16 protein-coding genes are annotated in these 17,823 nt (G+C 44.7%); 6 read left to right on the top strand and 10 right to left on the bottom strand.

What is annotated here, in order from left to right:
- The first annotated feature begins 4 nt into the window (after positions 1-4).
- A complete protein-coding gene (locus AB6D07_RS00735; RefSeq protein WP_017104126.1) occupies positions 5-3,103 on the top strand; it encodes an efflux RND transporter permease subunit in 3,099 nt (1,032 codons plus the stop codon).
- 91 nt (positions 3,104-3,194) lie between these two features.
- Here AB6D07_RS00735 and AB6D07_RS00730 read toward each other — a convergent pair whose 3' ends face one another.
- The 5 genes from AB6D07_RS00730 to AB6D07_RS00710 all read right to left on the bottom strand — a co-directional run bounded on the left by AB6D07_RS00730 (position 3,195) and on the right by AB6D07_RS00710 (position 9,341).
- On the bottom strand, positions 3,195-3,683 hold the full coding sequence (locus tag AB6D07_RS00730) for a hypothetical protein (protein ID WP_017104125.1): 489 nt from the start codon (positions 3,681-3,683) through the stop codon (positions 3,195-3,197).
- A 223-nt stretch (positions 3,684-3,906) separates the two neighbouring features.
- On the bottom strand, positions 3,907-5,883 hold the full coding sequence (locus AB6D07_RS00725; protein WP_017104124.1) for an alkyl sulfatase dimerization domain-containing protein: 1,977 nt from the start codon (positions 5,881-5,883) through the stop codon (positions 3,907-3,909).
- Between the two features lie 264 nt (positions 5,884-6,147).
- Entirely contained in the window at positions 6,148-7,137 is a 990-nt protein-coding gene (locus AB6D07_RS00720; RefSeq protein ID WP_017096900.1) for an efflux RND transporter periplasmic adaptor subunit, read from the bottom strand.
- Positions 7,137-7,778, bottom strand: a complete 642-nt coding sequence (locus AB6D07_RS00715) for a hypothetical protein (protein ID WP_017104123.1) — start codon at positions 7,776-7,778, stop codon at positions 7,137-7,139. Before AB6D07_RS00715 ends, AB6D07_RS00720 begins: the two co-directional genes overlap by 1 nt.
- Before the next feature lie 633 nt (positions 7,779-8,411).
- Positions 8,412-9,341: a hypothetical protein gene (locus tag AB6D07_RS00710; RefSeq protein ID WP_017096898.1), complete on the bottom strand. Its 930-nt coding sequence runs from the start codon at positions 9,339-9,341 to the stop codon at positions 8,412-8,414.
- A gap of 330 nt (positions 9,342-9,671) precedes the next feature.
- Here AB6D07_RS00710 and AB6D07_RS00705 point away from each other — a divergent pair, with 330 nt between their 5' ends.
- The 4 genes from AB6D07_RS00705 (at position 9,672) to AB6D07_RS00690 (ending at position 13,284) form a co-directional block, all read left to right on the top strand.
- On the top strand, positions 9,672-10,607 hold the full coding sequence (locus AB6D07_RS00705; RefSeq protein WP_017104122.1) for a LysR family transcriptional regulator: 936 nt from the start codon (positions 9,672-9,674) through the stop codon (positions 10,605-10,607).
- Between the two features lie 216 nt (positions 10,608-10,823).
- The gene (gene gloA, locus AB6D07_RS00700; protein ID WP_017104121.1) at positions 10,824-11,201 is read left to right on the top strand and encodes a lactoylglutathione lyase; all 378 of its coding nucleotides are present in this window, start codon (positions 10,824-10,826) and stop codon (positions 11,199-11,201) included.
- A gap of 14 nt (positions 11,202-11,215) precedes the next feature.
- Positions 11,216-12,313, top strand: a complete 1,098-nt coding sequence (locus AB6D07_RS00695) for an alkene reductase (protein WP_017104120.1) — start codon at positions 11,216-11,218, stop codon at positions 12,311-12,313.
- A 110-nt stretch (positions 12,314-12,423) separates the two neighbouring features.
- A complete protein-coding gene (locus AB6D07_RS00690; RefSeq protein ID WP_081324585.1) occupies positions 12,424-13,284 on the top strand; it encodes a DMT family transporter in 861 nt (286 codons plus the stop codon).
- A gap of 98 nt (positions 13,285-13,382) precedes the next feature.
- Here AB6D07_RS00690 and AB6D07_RS00685 read toward each other — a convergent pair whose 3' ends face one another.
- The 5 genes from AB6D07_RS00685 to AB6D07_RS00665 all read right to left on the bottom strand — a co-directional run bounded on the left by AB6D07_RS00685 (position 13,383) and on the right by AB6D07_RS00665 (position 16,474).
- Positions 13,383-13,811: a MarR family winged helix-turn-helix transcriptional regulator gene (locus AB6D07_RS00685; RefSeq protein ID WP_017101603.1), complete on the bottom strand. Its 429-nt coding sequence runs from the start codon at positions 13,809-13,811 to the stop codon at positions 13,383-13,385.
- Between the two features lie 122 nt (positions 13,812-13,933).
- Positions 13,934-14,428 carry a peptidylprolyl isomerase gene (locus AB6D07_RS00680; protein WP_017101604.1) on the bottom strand — a complete coding sequence of 165 codons (495 nt, stop codon included), beginning with the start codon at positions 14,426-14,428 and terminating at the stop codon, positions 13,934-13,936.
- A 237-nt stretch (positions 14,429-14,665) separates the two neighbouring features.
- Positions 14,666-15,265: a thiol:disulfide interchange protein DsbA/DsbL gene (locus AB6D07_RS00675; protein ID WP_017104118.1), complete on the bottom strand. Its 600-nt coding sequence runs from the start codon at positions 15,263-15,265 to the stop codon at positions 14,666-14,668.
- 91 nt (positions 15,266-15,356) lie between these two features.
- The gene (locus AB6D07_RS00670) at positions 15,357-15,716 is read right to left on the bottom strand and encodes a hypothetical protein (protein WP_017104117.1); all 360 of its coding nucleotides are present in this window, start codon (positions 15,714-15,716) and stop codon (positions 15,357-15,359) included.
- A 149-nt stretch (positions 15,717-15,865) separates the two neighbouring features.
- A complete protein-coding gene (locus AB6D07_RS00665; protein WP_009847169.1) occupies positions 15,866-16,474 on the bottom strand; it encodes a TetR/AcrR family transcriptional regulator in 609 nt (202 codons plus the stop codon).
- A gap of 167 nt (positions 16,475-16,641) precedes the next feature.
- Between AB6D07_RS00665 and AB6D07_RS00660 the strand changes: the two genes are divergently transcribed.
- Positions 16,642-17,628: a glycosyl transferase family protein gene (locus AB6D07_RS00660; RefSeq protein WP_017096890.1), complete on the top strand. Its 987-nt coding sequence runs from the start codon at positions 16,642-16,644 to the stop codon at positions 17,626-17,628.
- The last annotated feature ends 195 nt before the right edge of the window (positions 17,629-17,823 follow it).

Genomic DNA, 17,823 nt, shown 5'->3' with positions numbered 1-17,823 from the left:
TAGTATGAAAATTATAGAGACTATTTCCAACACTCGACTGCTTATCTTGATGACAGCACTGCTGATGGTGAGCGGCATTTCGGCGTTCATGACCTTGCCACGTGCAGAAGACCCAGTAATCATCAACCGTTATGCGAACATCACAACCAGTTTCCCCGGCGCCAGTGCTGAGCGTGTTGAAACCTTGGTTACTGAGGTAATCGAGAATAAGCTGCGTGAATTGAGTGAAGTTAAATTGGTAAGTTCGACTTCTAGGCCGAGCGTATCAATTGTCACGCTAGAACTTAACGACACCATTACCGAGCCAGAACCTGTCTGGTCCCAAGCTCGCGACAAGCTATCTGACATCGAATCCATTTTGCCTGCGGGTGCTCAATCTCCCGATCTCGATAGCGACCATACCTATGCTTTCACGACCATTGCATCTCTAACTTGGTCTGGTGCAGGCGAGCCTGACAGGTTAACGCTGGGCCGTTATGCCAAAGAGCTCGCCAAGCGGTTACGAACCTTGTCGGGTACCGAATTTGTTGATGAATACGGGATGCCGCAAGAAGAGATTCAAATCAGTTTACGTACGGCCGATGCCGCTGCTCTAGGGCGTTCAAGTGCCAATATCGCTGAATCGCTCGAAGGGGCAGACGCCAAGAACTCTGCGGGTGAACTGGTCAGTGCCTATTCCCGTTTTGGTTTGGAAATTGAGTCGGAACTGGACTCCATTGAACGTATCAAGCAAGTCCCAATCGCTACCGACAGTAATGGTCACATCATTCGCATGGAAGACATTGCTTCTGTGAAGCGTGGTGAGAAAACCCCACAAGATCAAATTGCGATTATTGATGGTGAGCCGGGGGTGATTGTCGCGGCAAGAATGCATCCTGATCTGCGAGTTGATAATTGGACGTCGCGAGCTAATGCTCTGATTGGCAAGTTTGAACAAGAGTTACCAAGTAACGTTAAGGTGACGGTGTTATTTAATCAGCAAGGTTATACCGAAACCCGCTTAGACGATTTAGGCAAAAGCTTGATGATCGGTTTTGGCTTGATTTTGATTGTGCTGTTTGTCACTTTAGGCGTGCGTGCCGCGATCTTAGTCGCCATTTCTCTGCCGTTAACCTCATTATTGACCCTGTCGATCATGAAAATGACCGGTGTGCCGATTAACCAAATGTCGGTGACAGGCCTAATTGTGGCGCTCGGGATCATGGTCGATAACGCGGTAGTGATGGTTGATACCATTCAAGCTTATCGTTTGAAAGGGCAACAGCGAGCTGAAGCAACCATGAACGCATTGAAGCATTTATGGGTGCCGCTATTAGGTTCAACCTTAACCACCGTGTTGGCGTTTGCCCCGATTATTTTGATGCCGGGTGCATCGGGTGAATTTGTCGGTGGTATTGCGATTACCGTTTCTTTCTCGTTGATCGGCTCTTACATTATCTCGCATACCTTAATTGCGGGTTTAGCGACCAAGCTACTGCCGAAACAACTCAGCGACGTTGATAAGAAAGGCCAGCACCATTGGTACATGACAGGCTTAAGAATTCCTGCTTTAACACGCTGGTTCTCGTCTTCTGTCCGCTTTGGTGTCACGCATCCAATCATCACGATAGCTCTTGTGTTATTGGTACCGTTTACCGGTTACTGGAGTATGTCTCAGCTGACTGAGCAATTCTTCCCGCCATCAGATAGAGACATGTTTGAGATTCAGGTTTACATGCCACCTCAAGCAAGCATTTATGCGACGAAAAATACCTCGGAAAAAATAGACGACATCATTCATCGTTACCCTGAAGTGGAACGCATTGATTGGCTAGTGGGCGCAAACTTCCCATCCTTCTATTACAACCTGCAAGCAAGGCAAAACAATGCGCCATACTTCTCGCAAGCGATGGTGAAAACAGAGAACTTTGACCAAGCCAATGCGCTAATTCCACAGTTGCAAAAGGTGTTGGATGAAGAGGTTCCTGAAGCACAAATCTTGGTACGTAAGCTCAACCAAGGGCCTCCATTTACCGCGCCCGTTGAACTGCGAGTATACGGTGAAAACCTCGATACCCTAAAAGCAATTGGTGAAGATGTGCGATTGATTCTGGCAGGTGTTCCTCATGTCACGCACACAAGGGAAACGCTGCAACCGGGTACGCCGAAGGTGTGGTTGAAGGTCGATGAAGACACCGCGAAACTCAACGGTATTTCACTCAATCAGTTTGCTGGTATGTTGCAAACTACGCTGACAGGTCGTGAAAGTGGTTCGGTGATCGAGGGCAGTGAGTCGGTGCCTATCCGTGTTCGTGTCGCGGATGATGCGCGTGAAAACTTGGCTCACCTGAGTAATATTCGTTTGCCGATAAGCTCTGATGTCTATTCTACGGGTATCAATGTGTCTACCTTAGCTGAGCTTGAACTGACCACAAGTCGAGGTGCAATCACCCGCCGTAATGGGCAACGTGTGAATACCATTGAGGGTTATATTGAAGCGGGTGTATTGCCTCAAACCGTGCTCAATGAATTCCAAAAACGCCTAGAAAGCTATCAGATGCCATCAGGCTACACGATTGGTTTTGGTGGTGAATCTGCTGAACGAGACAATTCAGTCAACAGTCTCATCTCGAATGTCGCAGTCGTGGTGGTATTGATGGTGCTGGTGGTGGTGATGTCATTCAACTCGTTCCGAATGAGTAGCATCATCTTCATGGTAGCAGGATTGGCTGGTGGGCTAGGGTTGTTGTCGGTGTGGATCTTCGGTTATCCGTTCGGCTTTACGGTGATCATCGCCATGCTCGGGATTGCGGGCTTAGCAATTAACGCGGCCATTGTGATTCTGACCGAACTGAAGCTAGACAAGGAGGCTTCCTCTGGGAATGTGGATGCGGTAGTTGAGGCGGTGATGTCGTGTACTCGACATATCAGCTCGACCACGATTACAACCGTTGGTGGCTTTATGCCGTTGATTATTGCTGGTGGCGGTTTCTGGCCTCCTTTTGCGGTCGCTATTGTGGGCGGTACCGTATTAACCACGCTTATTTCGTTTTACTTTGTGCCGGTGGTTTATCATTTAATGACTAAAAATCAGCGAAAAACCATCGCTACTCAAGCGGCATAACTGTTTTTCAATTTAACTGCTCTTCAATTACCCATAATCGAGCCGTATCTGGTTCGATTATGGCGTTGTTCTCTCACTAAATTCATTCCAACTACCCTTCAAAAATATCACTAAGCCAATCTTCAAGTTGCTCTCGTTTATCTTGTGGGCCATTGATGATCACCAAACCGTTTAGTGTCGCGTGATCCCAAGAGATGGTGCCAGTTGCTAGCGCATCGAACACATCGAGTTCCGTAATCAGTAATAGATCTTCCTCGGTAGGCAAAGTATCTCTACCTGAAACATCGGCGCCCTTCTCAAGTTTCACTTGACTGTAATGACCTTTAATTGCTTCGAATAAGTTGAACTCAATTTTGCTTGGGTGGGGTTTCGCAAGCGCAGCCTTGATGGCAAAGAGTCGAAAATGATCCGGCTTATTGAGGTTGTTGAATTCATTGTCTTGTCTGGCTGTGATGACGTTGTCAAATACCTCTAGTGAACCGGGCTCTGTCACTAAACTAAATCCGGTATCTTGGTGAAGACCACAGGCAAACGTGAGTGAAGAGATAAGCGAAAGAATCAAAGCAAATCGTTTTAACATAATGGTTATCGAAACCTATAACAGGATTAAGAATCTGACGGCAGCAGCCGAACCTGACGATAAAAAAAGGGACCACAAAGGGTCCCTGTATTTGTTTATCGTCCATGTGAAACGGTCAGCGAATCGATTGATAGCTATTTAGCGAGATTGTTTGCTAAGTAGCTTTCGTCAAAGAGCCATCGTCGAAGATCTATCGCCAAAGAGTGACCGTTCGAGCTCGCTATTAGCGAACGATGAGCATGATCTCTTCTGGAGTCATTGCCTTATCGAAGTAGCTCATGAATTGACCGAAGCCTTTGATGTCGCCATTCGAGAACGTGAATGCACCAGACTGTAGGTTGGTACCAATCACTTGTTGAGCGTTTGGACCCGCAATCAAGATTTGGTTCAGTACTGCACGAGTGGTGTCGATTTGAACGTCTGCGCCTTTTACTGCTTCTTCGTGTAACTGAGCAATACCGTTACGGATTTCGATAGTGAATGCTTCGTTCGTATCAGAGAAGTTGTACGTTAGCATCATGTTCACGTCTAACGAGTTTTCTGCGATAAGCGTTGAAGTCATCATGTCGAAGATCTGCTTACTTGGTAGCGCAGTAAGCACGTCAACAGAAGCGAAGCTGATCATGTTAGAGAAGTCACGTTTGTTCTCTAGTTCAGCCGCCGCGTTAAGCGCCCAGTTACGCCAGTTGATGTTCACTTGGTCTGCAGCCCATGCTTTGTAAGCTTGTGCTTTCATCTCGCGAGCTTCCATATCTTGCTTGTTTACCGTGATTGGGTAAGAAAGAATTTCTGCTGCAAATGTGTAGTTTTCAGCCTTAATTGCTGCTTGTGCAGTCGTAAGGATGTTCTCACGGCCGCCCATGATCTCTACGAACGCTTTAGCACGTTGCTCGTAAGCCATTGGCTCTAATTGCCATGGATCTGCTTCGAAGAAACCGTTGTAACCAACGTAGATCTGACGAACAGCATGTGCAACGGTACCGTAGTGCTCTCCTAACCAAGGGTGCTCAGCAAGGTGCTTAGGAAGTTTAACGACTTCAACTAGCTCGTCCGGCGTCATACCTTTGTTCATGTAACGGATAGTTTGGTCATGCGTGTATTGAATCGCATCACGGTAAGCCGTTAGTACGTCAGCTACCGCTTCTTTACCTTCAACTGGACGACCGTGAGAGTTAATCATGATCTCAGTGTCGAACTTACGCATTACGTCGATGCCCTTGAACCACATTGATGGGTCACGGAATTTAGTACCACGAATAGTGTGAAGATTAGGGAAGTTCTCTCCTTGAAGTACTTCCGCAGCGTGCAGGATTTTCTGATCTGGGAAGTAAACCACTAACTCATCTTTCGTTTCAGATGGCACGTTCTCAATGTGCATTTTCACGCCAGCGATTTCGATTTCGATGTGGCTTTGGCTTGGTACAAGCAGGTTTGGTTCGATGAACGAAATAGCACCTTGCATGAAGCGTGGGCCAAGGCCGTCATTTACTGTACCGTGCTCACCTTCTTCTACGTGCTTAGCACCTGTGTAAGAAGTGCGGTGACCAAATAGAGTACCTAGGTTTGAAGACCAGTTAGCCACTGCAGCTGTTAGGCCTTCTTCAGCGATGATTTTTACTTCACCTGATGCTACTTCTTCGTCAGTAACCCATGCACGCACGCCAGAGATGTGGTCGATGTGGTTGTGAGAGTAGATGATTGCTTTAACCGGTTTGTCTGTGATTTGACGGAACTGCTCTTTAACCGATTGAGCCATTTCTACTGACTCGCCTGGATCAACAATGATGATGCCGTCAGTACCTTCAATCATGACTGGTGTGTCTAGACCGAAGCCGTAACCAAGGTAAATATTGTCATCTACTTGGATGATAGCTTGGTCCATTTTACGACCATGCTTGGTTAGGATTGGATGAACGTGGTCAGATTCTTCAGTGTAAGCCAGTGAGTCGCCCGTTTTCGAAACAACTTGGATGCGCTCGCCTTTGCCCCAGAACATGTTTGACTTGTGTTCGAATAGAACCTCGCTCTTGTAGCGAGCATCAAGGTCAATGTTTTGGTATTGCGCAGCATTTGCTGTCTGAAGTTCTTGGCCTACTTTCGATGTCGCTTCTACAGTTGGCGTTGCAGATGCAAAACCAGAAGCAAATAGAGCGCTCGCGATAGCAACAGGAAGCGCCATTTTTTTGAATGTATTAGTCATGGTCGTGACCTTATGTTTGGATACAGGAATTGGATTTCTTGAGTCAAATAATAGAGGTGGGAGAGATCGCTATCTACGCGCTAATAGGATATCGATATATCGTTTTTTCGATGATTTATTTATCTAATGATTGTATTGGCGATTTATCTTGATCTAAATCAATTAGTAAGTGGGGCTTGTTACAGACACAAGAATGCCCTGAAATTCAGGGCATCTATTGGAACTAATGGCTGTTATATAAGTGTTTACCGAGAATCTGAGTACTTACCAAGCACCTAAGTAAGACTTGTAAGATTGTAGGCGAACCGTTGCTGCGCCGATTACATCGATGAAGCCCCAGAACGGATGCGGCTTCTCAGCCGAGATCCAAGCCGCGCCAGCCGCACCAATTGGGATATCGAAACCTTCTGGTTCGATGATCTCAAGAACGATGGTACGGCCTAATCCGTTACTATTTCTTACAACGTGTTGACCAACACTCTGTGGGCCTTGAAATGGAGAAATAGCCGCTTCGCCAGTACCGGTTGTGAAGCTGTGTACTTTTGCTCTGAACACGTGACCTGGGTATGCATCAACGAAAAACTCTGCGAAATCGCCTTTTTGAACATATCCGTAAGTTTGATCAGAAACTCGCATTTCTAAAAATTTCTTGTTGGTGTTGTAAAGGTGCATGTTGCCCATGACTGAACCTTCGGCAATGTTGACAATCGCGACTTGTCCATCAAACTCAGCACGAATCGTCTTTTTCTCTTGCGCCCAGTTCACTTTTTGAAGATCGGCAACCAATGAATTAAGTTCAGCGTTCATTACACGTAGGTCAGAATCGTATTTCTCAACATCACGCGCATTAAAGATTTGCGGTGATGTTTCAGCACGCTCAAGATCTCGTGTCATCTGCTTGATCTGTTCTTCCTTCTTAACAATGGCAGATTCGATCTTTGCTTTGTCAGCTGCAGAGTTAATGTCGACGAGTGTGTAAAGTACATCGTTTTCTTTTACTCGTTGGTTGTGGTCAACATGGATTTCATCAATTTGTTGGCCAAATACAGGCGACATTACCGCGTGTGGTGCTTTTACTGTGGTTGAGTTCGTTAAATCAACCGGCGCCCACAAGCGAGAAATAACCGCCAATACCGCAAGAATCGTTACGCCGCCAATGGCAGCCCACGTGTAGTTTTTGAAGTTCTTCTTCAGTGCGCCTGTCGCAAACAGTGACCATACAATTAGGATGTATGGAATCATCATCTCTTTCATTATGCGACCTCTTTTTCTGCTGGGGATGGTTTTGTTGGAGTCTTTTCTTCTGAAGCCTGTTCTTTTGAAGGCTGAGCTTCTGAAGACGGTTCTACTGGAGACTGTTGTGTTTGAGACGGCTCTGTTGCCGATTTTTCAGGTGATACGTGGACTGCGGCTGCCTCTGAATTGGTCGCGTCTTGTTTAGGCTGCACACCACGGCGAATGACATCACTCAGTGATTGACCAATATGTTTCCAGTTCGCTAGCGCGATAACCAAGGCGATAACCCAGAATGTTTTGCTGATGAAGAGCCCGCAAAGTGACAGTGCAAAAACGATCTGTACGTGAGCGCTTTTGTGTTCTTTTGCTTTATGCACACCCAGTTCATGCAACTGCCACATGCCGTAAACACCGGCTAATACCACAGCAATGGTCACCGAGAACAAGTAACCAGAGAAGTACTCCATCTGGAAGAAGTTCATCATCATTTCATTGGGATGATTGTTGAATTGAGACATGTCGATGTCTTTAGAATGGATAGTGCCTAACGGTGCAAGAGCCCATGCACCAGCAAACATTACCGCCATAAACAGGCAGAATTTAATCAAGACCATCACAACGGCCCAGATTTTCTGGAAAATGATTTTTATAAAGTTCATATCTCAACCTACATCAATAAGAAGAGAGAATTTGCAGCCTAGAAGTCACCTTTAATGACATCTTAAAAAGTAGATGTCTATTATGTGGGTAGATTAGTGCCCATAATAAACAAAAGTAATAGATGATATTTAAAGTGATATTGTACAGTCCAGACAACCGATTCTCGGTATCAAGAAGCGAATATGCTTCTCTACAAATCAATCTTTATTATTTGTCAGCAGACGTAAATGAAATGGCTATGAAGCGTTCGAATTAATATTCGCGCGGTTTTCTAGCGACTGTTTTTATTACGTGTATTACCTCGACAATCGAGGGGCTCTTCCATGACAATTGACATACCAAAGTAAAACATTTGTCAGTTTTCTATTTGGGCTGGTGATTGATTTGTTAGCAGGATAATAGGAAGAGTTTTGACCAGTATCTACCCAGAATTACGATTTGATAATATCGTAATTACGATTAGTAGTTATAACTCTAAATCGGTAAAGTGATTTATTTGAAAAGGCTCATATACAGATAGAAAACATTGTTCATTAACTTGGTTTGGATCATAGAAGTCGATGAAAAGTACTAAAAAGACTGGCCTAAAATATTGAATAAATTAGACCAGCTCTAGGGAGGATTTTAATCGATTATTTGAACGGGTTTAATGTAACAGGAGCAATAAAGAATTTTAGGTTCCAATCTGGTGCATATGGCACATACTCAGCTGGATTGGTCGTATTAACATTTGCGTCTGGTTTCATTACGTAATATTGAAGTTCTACACCCCAACGAACAGGCATCGGTCCAATCTTAAACATATCGATATAGCCTAACCCGACAGGTACAGTAAATTGGTCGGAACCATCTTTTGTCCAATCAATTTGAATATTAGGCGTCATACCAATTAACGCGGTGTTGCTGACACGATAGTTTAAGAAGTACTGGATGTCCGCTTGATTGGTTGATTCAGTAACGCTGTCGCTACCGCCTACGTCCCACCATTGCTGAGCTAAGAAACCAACGTTCCAGCTTTCAATACTTGCTGGGTTACCGGTTTCTTTACCAAGGCGAGCGACCATTGCCGCAGGGCCTACTTGCCATTTATCTTGGGTTAAACCATCAGTACCAGTTGGCATGATCACCGTTGGACCAACACCCCAAATCCAGCCGTCATCACGGTTAGGCGCTGCCATTGATAGAAAGACGGTGTCTCCCATGCCATTTGTACGACCTTCAAAGAAATCACCGTCTTCACGGTCACCTGGTGAACTGTAGTGGTTGGCTACCAGACGGTTCACCAAGTTCCATTCGCCATCCATGATAGGAACAGGCATTACTGGTTGAAAGCTGAAACGGTTTTGCATTTCATGGTGGCCATCTTCTTTCTCAAGAAAGGTGTAATCATTCTGAGTGATTAGCATCCATACGTCAGATACCGGGTTAGCCGATTTTTTTGCGGCTTCCTGAACTGAGAGTTGTTCCTTTTCAGCCAGCGCAGAACCAGAGTAAGCGATAGCCGCACCGCTTAAGAGTAGGGAAATTATTTTAGTGTTTTTCATATTGATACCGAGGGTCATTATTTTGGTGCCATTGTAGTATTCACAAAAGGAATGTATATGTACCGAACGGAAACTCAGTGTCATGTAATTTGAGACAATGTTGTGGTTTCAAAGCGCGTTGCATGAAGTACGCCCCATTATTAAAGGGCTTACGGAGAAGGGAGGGCTTTATTGTCTCAATATATGAAGATTTATTGAGGGTTGATGAGTGTGAGTAAAGTCTGGTTAATATGCTATTTATTAGCAAAATAATCGATGCGTTATACCTTTAATAAATGTTTTTATTGACGATATTTAATCGTTTTTACGATAGCATGGTGTTTATGGTCGCCTAACGAGTAATGATATATGAGCAACGAAATCCCCAATTTCAACCTACTTGCTGTGTTTTCTGCGGTGATGGAGCAGGGCAGTTTGAGTAAAGCTGCGGATCAACTCAGCACCAATCAATCGACCATTAGTACCGCATTGGCACGACTGAAAAAAGAGATAGGCCAAGAGCTTTTTGTTCGTAAAGGACGAGGTGTTACGCCTACTTCTTATGCTCAAAGTTTGTATGAACAAATCAAAGCGCCGATCAATGAACTCAATGGTGTGTTTCAGTCGATGGCTAATTTTGATGAGCAATCCTCTGAGCGTAAGTTTGTGATCTCTGCGCCTGAGCACTTACAGTGGGTATTACTCAATAGTTTCGCGGCGCTTCCCAATCAAAATTTGTCGTTAGAAGTGTTTGATCAACCAGACAGTGATGAGCGCATTTACGAAGATCTTTTGACGCAAGAGTTCGATGCGATGATCGATATTGTGGTGCCTGAACACCCAAGTATCGTCAGTGAAACACTTTATGAAGGCGAGTTTGTGATCGTGTGTCGAGCTGATCACCCACGAATCCAAGGTGAAATCAGCGAAGCTCAGTTCCTGAGTGAAAAGCATGCTGTATTAGACAGAACACGACGCAAAGTTCGCAGTTTAAATCACTACACTTCTTTGGATCTGTCCCAACGTAAAATCGTATTTCATGGGCGTTCACTGTTCAGTAATATCTTGCTGTGTAGCCAATCCGATTACATTACTGTCGTGCCTTTATCTATGGCCGTGCAGTTCCAAGAAAAGTTAAGTTTGCAGCTGTTCAAGCCGCCTTTTGAATATCAGCCGATGTCTCACTACCTGATTTGGTTGAAGAAGCAGAACAGCGACCCCGCTCATAAATGGTTCAGAGAACAAGTCATCAGTACATCAGATGCAATGTCGAAGGCGCTTAAAGATAGGCGTTTGCGGTTTTAATTGAGAGTTTAATTCTAGGGAAGCATTGGCTTCCCTTTTTTGCGTCATTGAGTTCGTGTTAGTCATAAAGTTCATAACAAAAAATTATCACATTGAGAATTTTTGATAATTTCCTTAATTCCTCGCTGAATCGTATTATTTCACTCAGAGATTAGTGGATAACCTCCACTCAAAATAATAACGGCGCCATGCTTGTGGTGCTAATAAGGGCGAAATATGAAATTCCTACACACAATGATCCGAGTTACTAATTTAGACAAGTCTATCGAGTTCTACACCAAGGTATTGGGAATGAAGGAACTTGAACGCCATGAAAACAAAGACTACCGCTACACATTGGTTTTTGTTGGCTACGAGCAAGGTGGCACGACTATCGAGCTAACGCACAACTGGGATACGAATGAGTACGAGATGGGCAGCGCGTTCGGTCATCTGGCATTGGGTGTAGACGATATTTACGCAGCATGCGACAAGATCAAATCGCTAGGTGGCAACGTGACTCGCGAAGCTGGTCCAGTGAAAGGCGGTTCAACTCATATCGCTTTTATTACTGACCCAGACGGCTACCAAATCGAACTGATTCAACTAGGTTAATCGAGGATATAACAATGACAAATGCACTATTTCAACCAATTCAACTTGGTAATATCGAGCTTAAAAACCGTATTGTTATGCCACCGATGACGCGTTCTCGCGCAACGCAACCTGGTAATTCAGCAAACGACATGATGGCGGCTTACTACGCTCAACGCGCTTCTGCAGGTTTGATTATTGCGGAAGGCACACAAATTTCACCTATGGGCCAAGGTTACGCTTGGACTCCGGGTATCTATTCTGATGAGCAGATTGCGGGTTGGAAAAAAGTCACCGATGCCGTACATGAAACAGAGGGTGTTATCTTCGCTCAACTTTGGCATGTAGGCCGTGTCACACACCCAGACAACATTGATGGTGAACAACCAATTTCGTCTTCTGCACTTAAAGCAGAAAACGTAAAAGTATTCATCGATAACGGCACTGATGAACCGGGTTTTGTGGATGTGGTTGAACCTCGTGAGATGACGAAAGAAGACATCAAAGAAGTGGTTGAACAGTATCGCCAAGCGGCTTTGAACGCGATTGAAGCAGGCTTTGATGGTATCGAACTTCACGCCGCGAATGGTTACTTAATCAACCAATTCATCGACTCTGAAGCAAACAATCGCACTGACGAATACGGTGGTTCAATCGAAAACCGTTTACGTTTCCTAGGTGAAGTGGTTGAGGCTATGGTTGAAGCGATTGGTGCTGACCGTGTTGGTGTGCGTCTTGCTCCGTTCACATCGTTGAATGGTACGGTTGACGCTACGCCAGTAGAGACTTACACAGCGGCGGCAGCATTACTTAACCTATACAAAATTGTTTACCTGCACATTGCAGAAGTCGATTGGGACGATGCACCTGAAACACCGAAAACCTTTAAATCAGCAGTACGTAATGCTTACCAAGGTGTCCTGATTTACGCAGGTAAATACGACAGCGAGCGCGGCGAAAAAGCGGTTGCTGAAGGCGTAACTGATATGGTTGGTTTCGGTCGTCCATTCGTCGCAAACCCAGATCTACCCGCTCGTATTCAAAATGGTTACCCATTAGCAGCGCACGATCCAAACACATTGTTTGGTGGTGCTGAAAAAGGTTTAACGGATTACCCAAAATACGCAGGCTAAAAATAGCTGCCTGAAGCAGAGTATTGAGATAATATCTCGATCCTGTTGAATGTTTATAAAAAGCAACCTTGCAGAGTCGGGTTGCTTTTTTTGTTATTGGACCAAGTAAGATGACGAAAGCGATGCGCGGAGAGCTTTATCTCCTATTTGCTACCTTGTTAGCTGGGATTGGATGGATTGCATCTAAGCTGGTGGTGTTAGAAATGCCTGGGCCAGTGTTCATTGGTGTGCGATTCTTCGTCGCGAGTTTGATTCTTTTGCCATTTTGTATTCATCACATTCGTAAGCTTTCGCTTAAGCAGATATTTTCTCTTTGCGGCGTTGGCTTGTTGCTGTCTGCTTCATTGCAAGTCTGGGTATTTGCGGTATCAATGACGGAAAGTTTGTCGGAAGGAGCGTTTATCATGAGCTTAGCCATGATCATCGCGCCGTTTGTCTCTTGGGTTATATTTCGAGTTAAGCCTAATCGTGCCTTCTGGATGTCATTTCCAATTGCGATTATCGGTATGTTGCTACTGACCCTAACTAACGGTTGGCACGTTGAGCAGAGTCAGCTCTATTTCCTATTAGCATCGATGTTGCTTTCGGTTCACTTTGTGATGAATAAGCGAGTGATTACTAATATCAAACCTATAGCTTCAATCTGCGTGCAGCTTTTTGTGGTGGGTGTTAGTGGGTTAGCGTTTGCTTCGATGACTACTCAACCAGAGTTTGAAATAACTCAAACCTTAATATTCTGGTTTATCGTATCAGCGGTTGTGGCGACATCGATCCGTTACTTATTGCAAACTGTCGGTCAGCACTCCGTGAACATGGAAGTGGCGGCATTGATCATGATTCTTGAGCCGGTGTGGACATTGTTATTGAGTGTCAGCGTGTTGGGAGAAACGGTTGAGATGCAAAAGCTACTAGGCGGAGCGGTAATTATTGGTTCGTTATTTTGTTATATCAAATGGTCGAGACGAAAATAAAACACTCGGCGCAAGGCCGAGTGCTCGTTGGTTGTTAGCGCGTGCATGTTTAGAACTCATTAAGCATGTACTAGCAGTAAGCTCCGGTCACAGTAAGATCAGATTGCTGCGACCATCTTTTGAAGTAGCTTGATCATCTGCTGTTGTTCTTCAGCGTCCAACTCATTCATCAGTTCTTTGTTTAAACGAGTAGGGATTGGAATCAACTGTTCTTCGAGTGCTTTCCCTTTTTCCGTTAAGTAGATTCTGAAAGAACGACGACTGTTTGGATCGGCTCTGCGTTCAACCAGCTCAAGCTTTTCTAGCTTGTCTAGTGTGCGAGTCGTCGTTGAATTCTCGACTTTGGACTTTGCCGCGATATCACGCTGAGTAATACCTTCCTCTTCCCATAGGCACATCAAGGTTGGCCAGAGCGCAATGGTTAAGCCATGTTCTTTCAATTCTGTGTCGAAATCTTTGCTCGCTTTATTGGCGATCACGTTGATCATCCAACCAAAGCTATTTTGCCTATCAAATTCTTGTGACATCCGTCAGTACCTAATTCTTACGATGACATTACAACTATTGTCATCGTAACTAATAGCGATGCAATTAGCACCAACATTGCTTCGTTATTTGATAAAAAAGCGAATTGACTGCTAATTTTGAATTAATCGCGAATCGTGACCTTGGTAATCATAATATCTTCGCAAGGTACATCTTCGTGTCCCCAGCGAGTGGTCGTTGGAGCGACAGCAATCTTGTTGACCACGTCCATGCCTGCCGATACTTTGCCAAACACTGCGTAACCCCAACCTGCGTTGCTGGTCGCGGTATGGTCAAGGAAATCATTGTCGTCAAGGTTGATAAAGAACTGCGCCGTTGCTGAGTGTGGTGCGTCTGTACGAGCCATTGCCACTGAGCCAATCACGTTCTTTAGTCCACGATTTGCTTCATTGACGATAGGTGCGTGTGTTGGCTTCTCTGTCATGTCTATAGTGTGTCCACCACCTTGAATCATGAAACCCTCAATTACACGGTGAAATGTGGTGCCTTCATAGAAGCCTTCTTGGCAGTATTTAAGGAAGTTTTTTGAACTTACTGGCGCTTTCTCAAGGTTAAGTTCAATTTCGATGTCGCCAAAGTTAGTGGTCAGAATAATCATAAAGGTGCCCAATGTTCGAGTACTAATATTTTGAGTACTACAGAGTAGTGGATGACGTAATAGGGTGCAGTATATGAGAAATAACGACGGATGCCAGTGAACAGTGATTTTGACGTGTATTCAAGGGTGATCTGAATGATCTTCGAGCGTGCGTTGCGCGCTCACTTCACTTGTATAGACAAGAAAGCCAACGAACAGGTCGCTGGCTTTTGAGGTTTTAAAGATTATTGCTTTTGATTAAAGCGTTAGAAGGTAATTTACCAGCTGGTTGTACTCTTCGTAGCTCTTGATTTGATCCGGTTTTACGATGTATTTGTTGTTAACTAATACGCCTGGAACGCCAGTTAATGTGCTCGCATCAAACTGCTTATCAAAACGCTTCTGCATTGAGTTAACTGCGAAACCGTTGTAGGCCGCATCAAATTTCTTCGCATCGACACCGTTATCAATGAAGATCTGGCGCAGTTCGGCTTCGTTTCTTGGGGTCTGTTGCTTCTCGTGAATTTTGGCGAACATTGCTGGAACCATATTGTCTTCAGCGTCGAGTGCAATCATGGTCGCGTAAGCTTTTGCCATAGGCACAGCCATGTCGTTGCCCATAAACGCTACGTGCACTTTTTGAAAGCTTGCTGATTCTGGTAGATCTTGTTTAAGGAACTCAATGACGCCTTCAAATTTGTAGCAATGAGGGCAGTAAAACGAGAAGAATTCGGTAACGACTGGCTTATCTGCTTTCGCTACGTCGAGGATCTTGTAGTGAGTACCTTCTTCAAACTGAGCGGCATTAATTGAGGCGCTCATGATCAGAGCTGCGAATAGGCTAAATAGCTTTTTCATGTGTTATTTCCTAAATTTGGATGTCATTGTTTACAGCGATAGAGCTGTATTAGTAATACGTTGGCAAGCGTTGCCAAACAGGGACAAACAATTAAGAAATAGGAGGGCGATAAGGAGCTTGTGGCGACATGATTGCCTTGTGTGAAGGCTCTTTCTCGATCAAAGCCAATGAACCAATTTGGGTATCAAAAGACTCTGACACAATCAACGGTGGCATTTTAAGTAAGCATACAGAGCCACAGCAGTGGTGTTCTACATTGGGTTGCGCGCTGGAATATGAGAATGAGTCACTGGTGTCGAATGAGGAATCGGTGTTCAGCGATAAGGTTGATAGATTTTGAGTTACCTGCATAGCATTGGCGTTCGCGATACTGTCCACACTGACGGTGGCCACTAACATAGCGAATAGCATAAAAGCATGTACCCAAATTTTGCTTATCAACTTTGGCATGGAATATTGGTCTTTGTGTCCGAATTAAGGTTGGTATGAATCACATTCTGCAACCGCTAAACAGGAAAGCGTAGAACGAGCGCATGATACATCACTCGTTTACGCATCTCTAATTAAACCCAACAAAACTAAGCAGAGCTCAACTTTTATTACGCTTGGTACTGTTTAAGGAACATCTCGACGCTGGAATTAATGATTATTTGCTTGTGCTGCTTATCAGGAGAGGGCGCATGACCAATGATCTGTGGCCAAAATGCAAAAGATTTCAGCAGGGCGATAAACTGAGTGGATGCAAACAATGGGTCGAGTTCAACCAAACGCCCATCAGCCAATGCCGCTTTGATCCAAGTCGTCAGGCCGCTTTCTGCTTGAGAATATTTTTCCATCGCTTGATGCGCGAGTTCTGCGTTATGAAAATATTCAGAGAACAGTACGCGAGATAAGTCGATGAAACCTTCAGACTCGAGAAGCTCAAGTTCTTGGTTGGCTATAGAGGTAAGTTGTTCATCTAGCGGTTGTTCGGCTTGATAGGGGAACTGAGTCGCTGCGAGTGTTTTGCTCCAAATGCTGTCTAAAATCTCATCCAGTAGCAGTTCTTTACTCGCAAAGTGATTGTAAACCGTGCGCTTTGATACTTCCGCGCGGCTCGATATTTTATCCATGCTGGTGGCTTTATAGCCATGCTCGGTAAACTCTGCGATGGCAGCGGCCACGATAGATTCGCGTTTTCTTTGGCTTAGTGTTTTTTTTACCGTCATCTGGATATTACTCAATATGTCGCGGTTAGCATTGCATACTCTAATTTTACACCAGTAAGTTTACTTTTAGAATACCAATCAGTGTATTGGTAATTAGCACGCTAGCACCTGAATCGCTTTGCAATGAACTGCGGGTGTCATAGAATCGAAAACGTATTCGAATTTTATTGATATCAACGGAAGAGAATAAACAATCAATGAGTAGTATTTTAGAGTGTATTCGTACAGTTGGACGAGGGGAAAGAGGTCGTAAGCCTTTGTCGTTCGAACAAGCCTACCGCATCATGGATGAGTATTTAAGCGGAGAGGTCGGTGACGACCAAATGGCTATGCTACTGATGTTGATTCGTGTGCAGAATGAAACCAATGAAGAAATCGCAGGCTTTGTAAAAGCGTTTCAATCTCGAGTGCCAGACTTAGGTGCTGATATCGATTGGCCGTGTTATGCAGGTAAGCGTAACGATAACGCCAGTGGAAAGCCTTGGAACCTGTTGGCAGCAAAAATTCTAGCTGACAACGGCTATAAAGTATTAATGCATGGCTACATGGACAAACCCAGTGGTCGTACGCATGCCGAAACGCATTTAGAATGTGTCGGCGTTCGCAGCGCGCAAGATCCGCAAGACGCAAAGCAGATTCTAGAAGCCGATGGTATTGCTTACTTGCCTTTGGCGAACTTCGCCCCACAAGCTCAAACTATGATTGGTTGGAAACATCGTTATGGACTGAGAACTCCGATTAATACCGTTGTTCGTGCATTGAACCCTGGTGGTGGACGTTTAGGCTTGCGTGGCAGCTTTCACCCTGGATTCCCACAGCTTCATGCAGAAGTTGAGCATGTGATTGGCAATAAATCCCACTCGGTGATTTCATTTAAAGGCATGAATGGTGAATCAGAATACAACCCCAAGGTAAGCCAAACTGTCTGGATGAGTTCTCCTGAAAAGGTGGAATCTTTCTACTGGGAAGGCACGATGAATGCTGAGCTGCCTCTACCTTCTGAATGTGTACTGGGTACACCGGAAGATGAGATGGAGCTGATGGCGAATAGTGTTGTGGATAGTATGACGGCGATTTTATTCGCAGAAACGCACGATAAGGCTGAAGCTTACTCAAAGGCAGCGCGTTTGTGGGAAGCCTATTGCACTCGTTAGTAGCTACTAGCCAGTCGTTAAGAGCTAGCAAATAACGTATAGCGATTGAAATCGTGAATGAGAAGGTCAGCGAATGCTGGCCTTTTTCGTATATTTACCGTGGTCGGTATTCGCTGTTGAATTAAGTAGGCAATCGTTGTCAAGGTGATTGCCTACTCATAACATGTTATTCAACTGTGTTCTGTGCTGTTGACC

The organism is Vibrio sp. 10N.239.312.C11, from assembly GCF_041466065.1.
GTDB lineage: Bacteria > Pseudomonadota > Gammaproteobacteria > Enterobacterales > Vibrionaceae > Vibrio > Vibrio tasmaniensis_A.
Note: the sequence above shows the minus strand (reverse complement) of the source record. Positions and strands in the feature narration are given on the sequence as shown.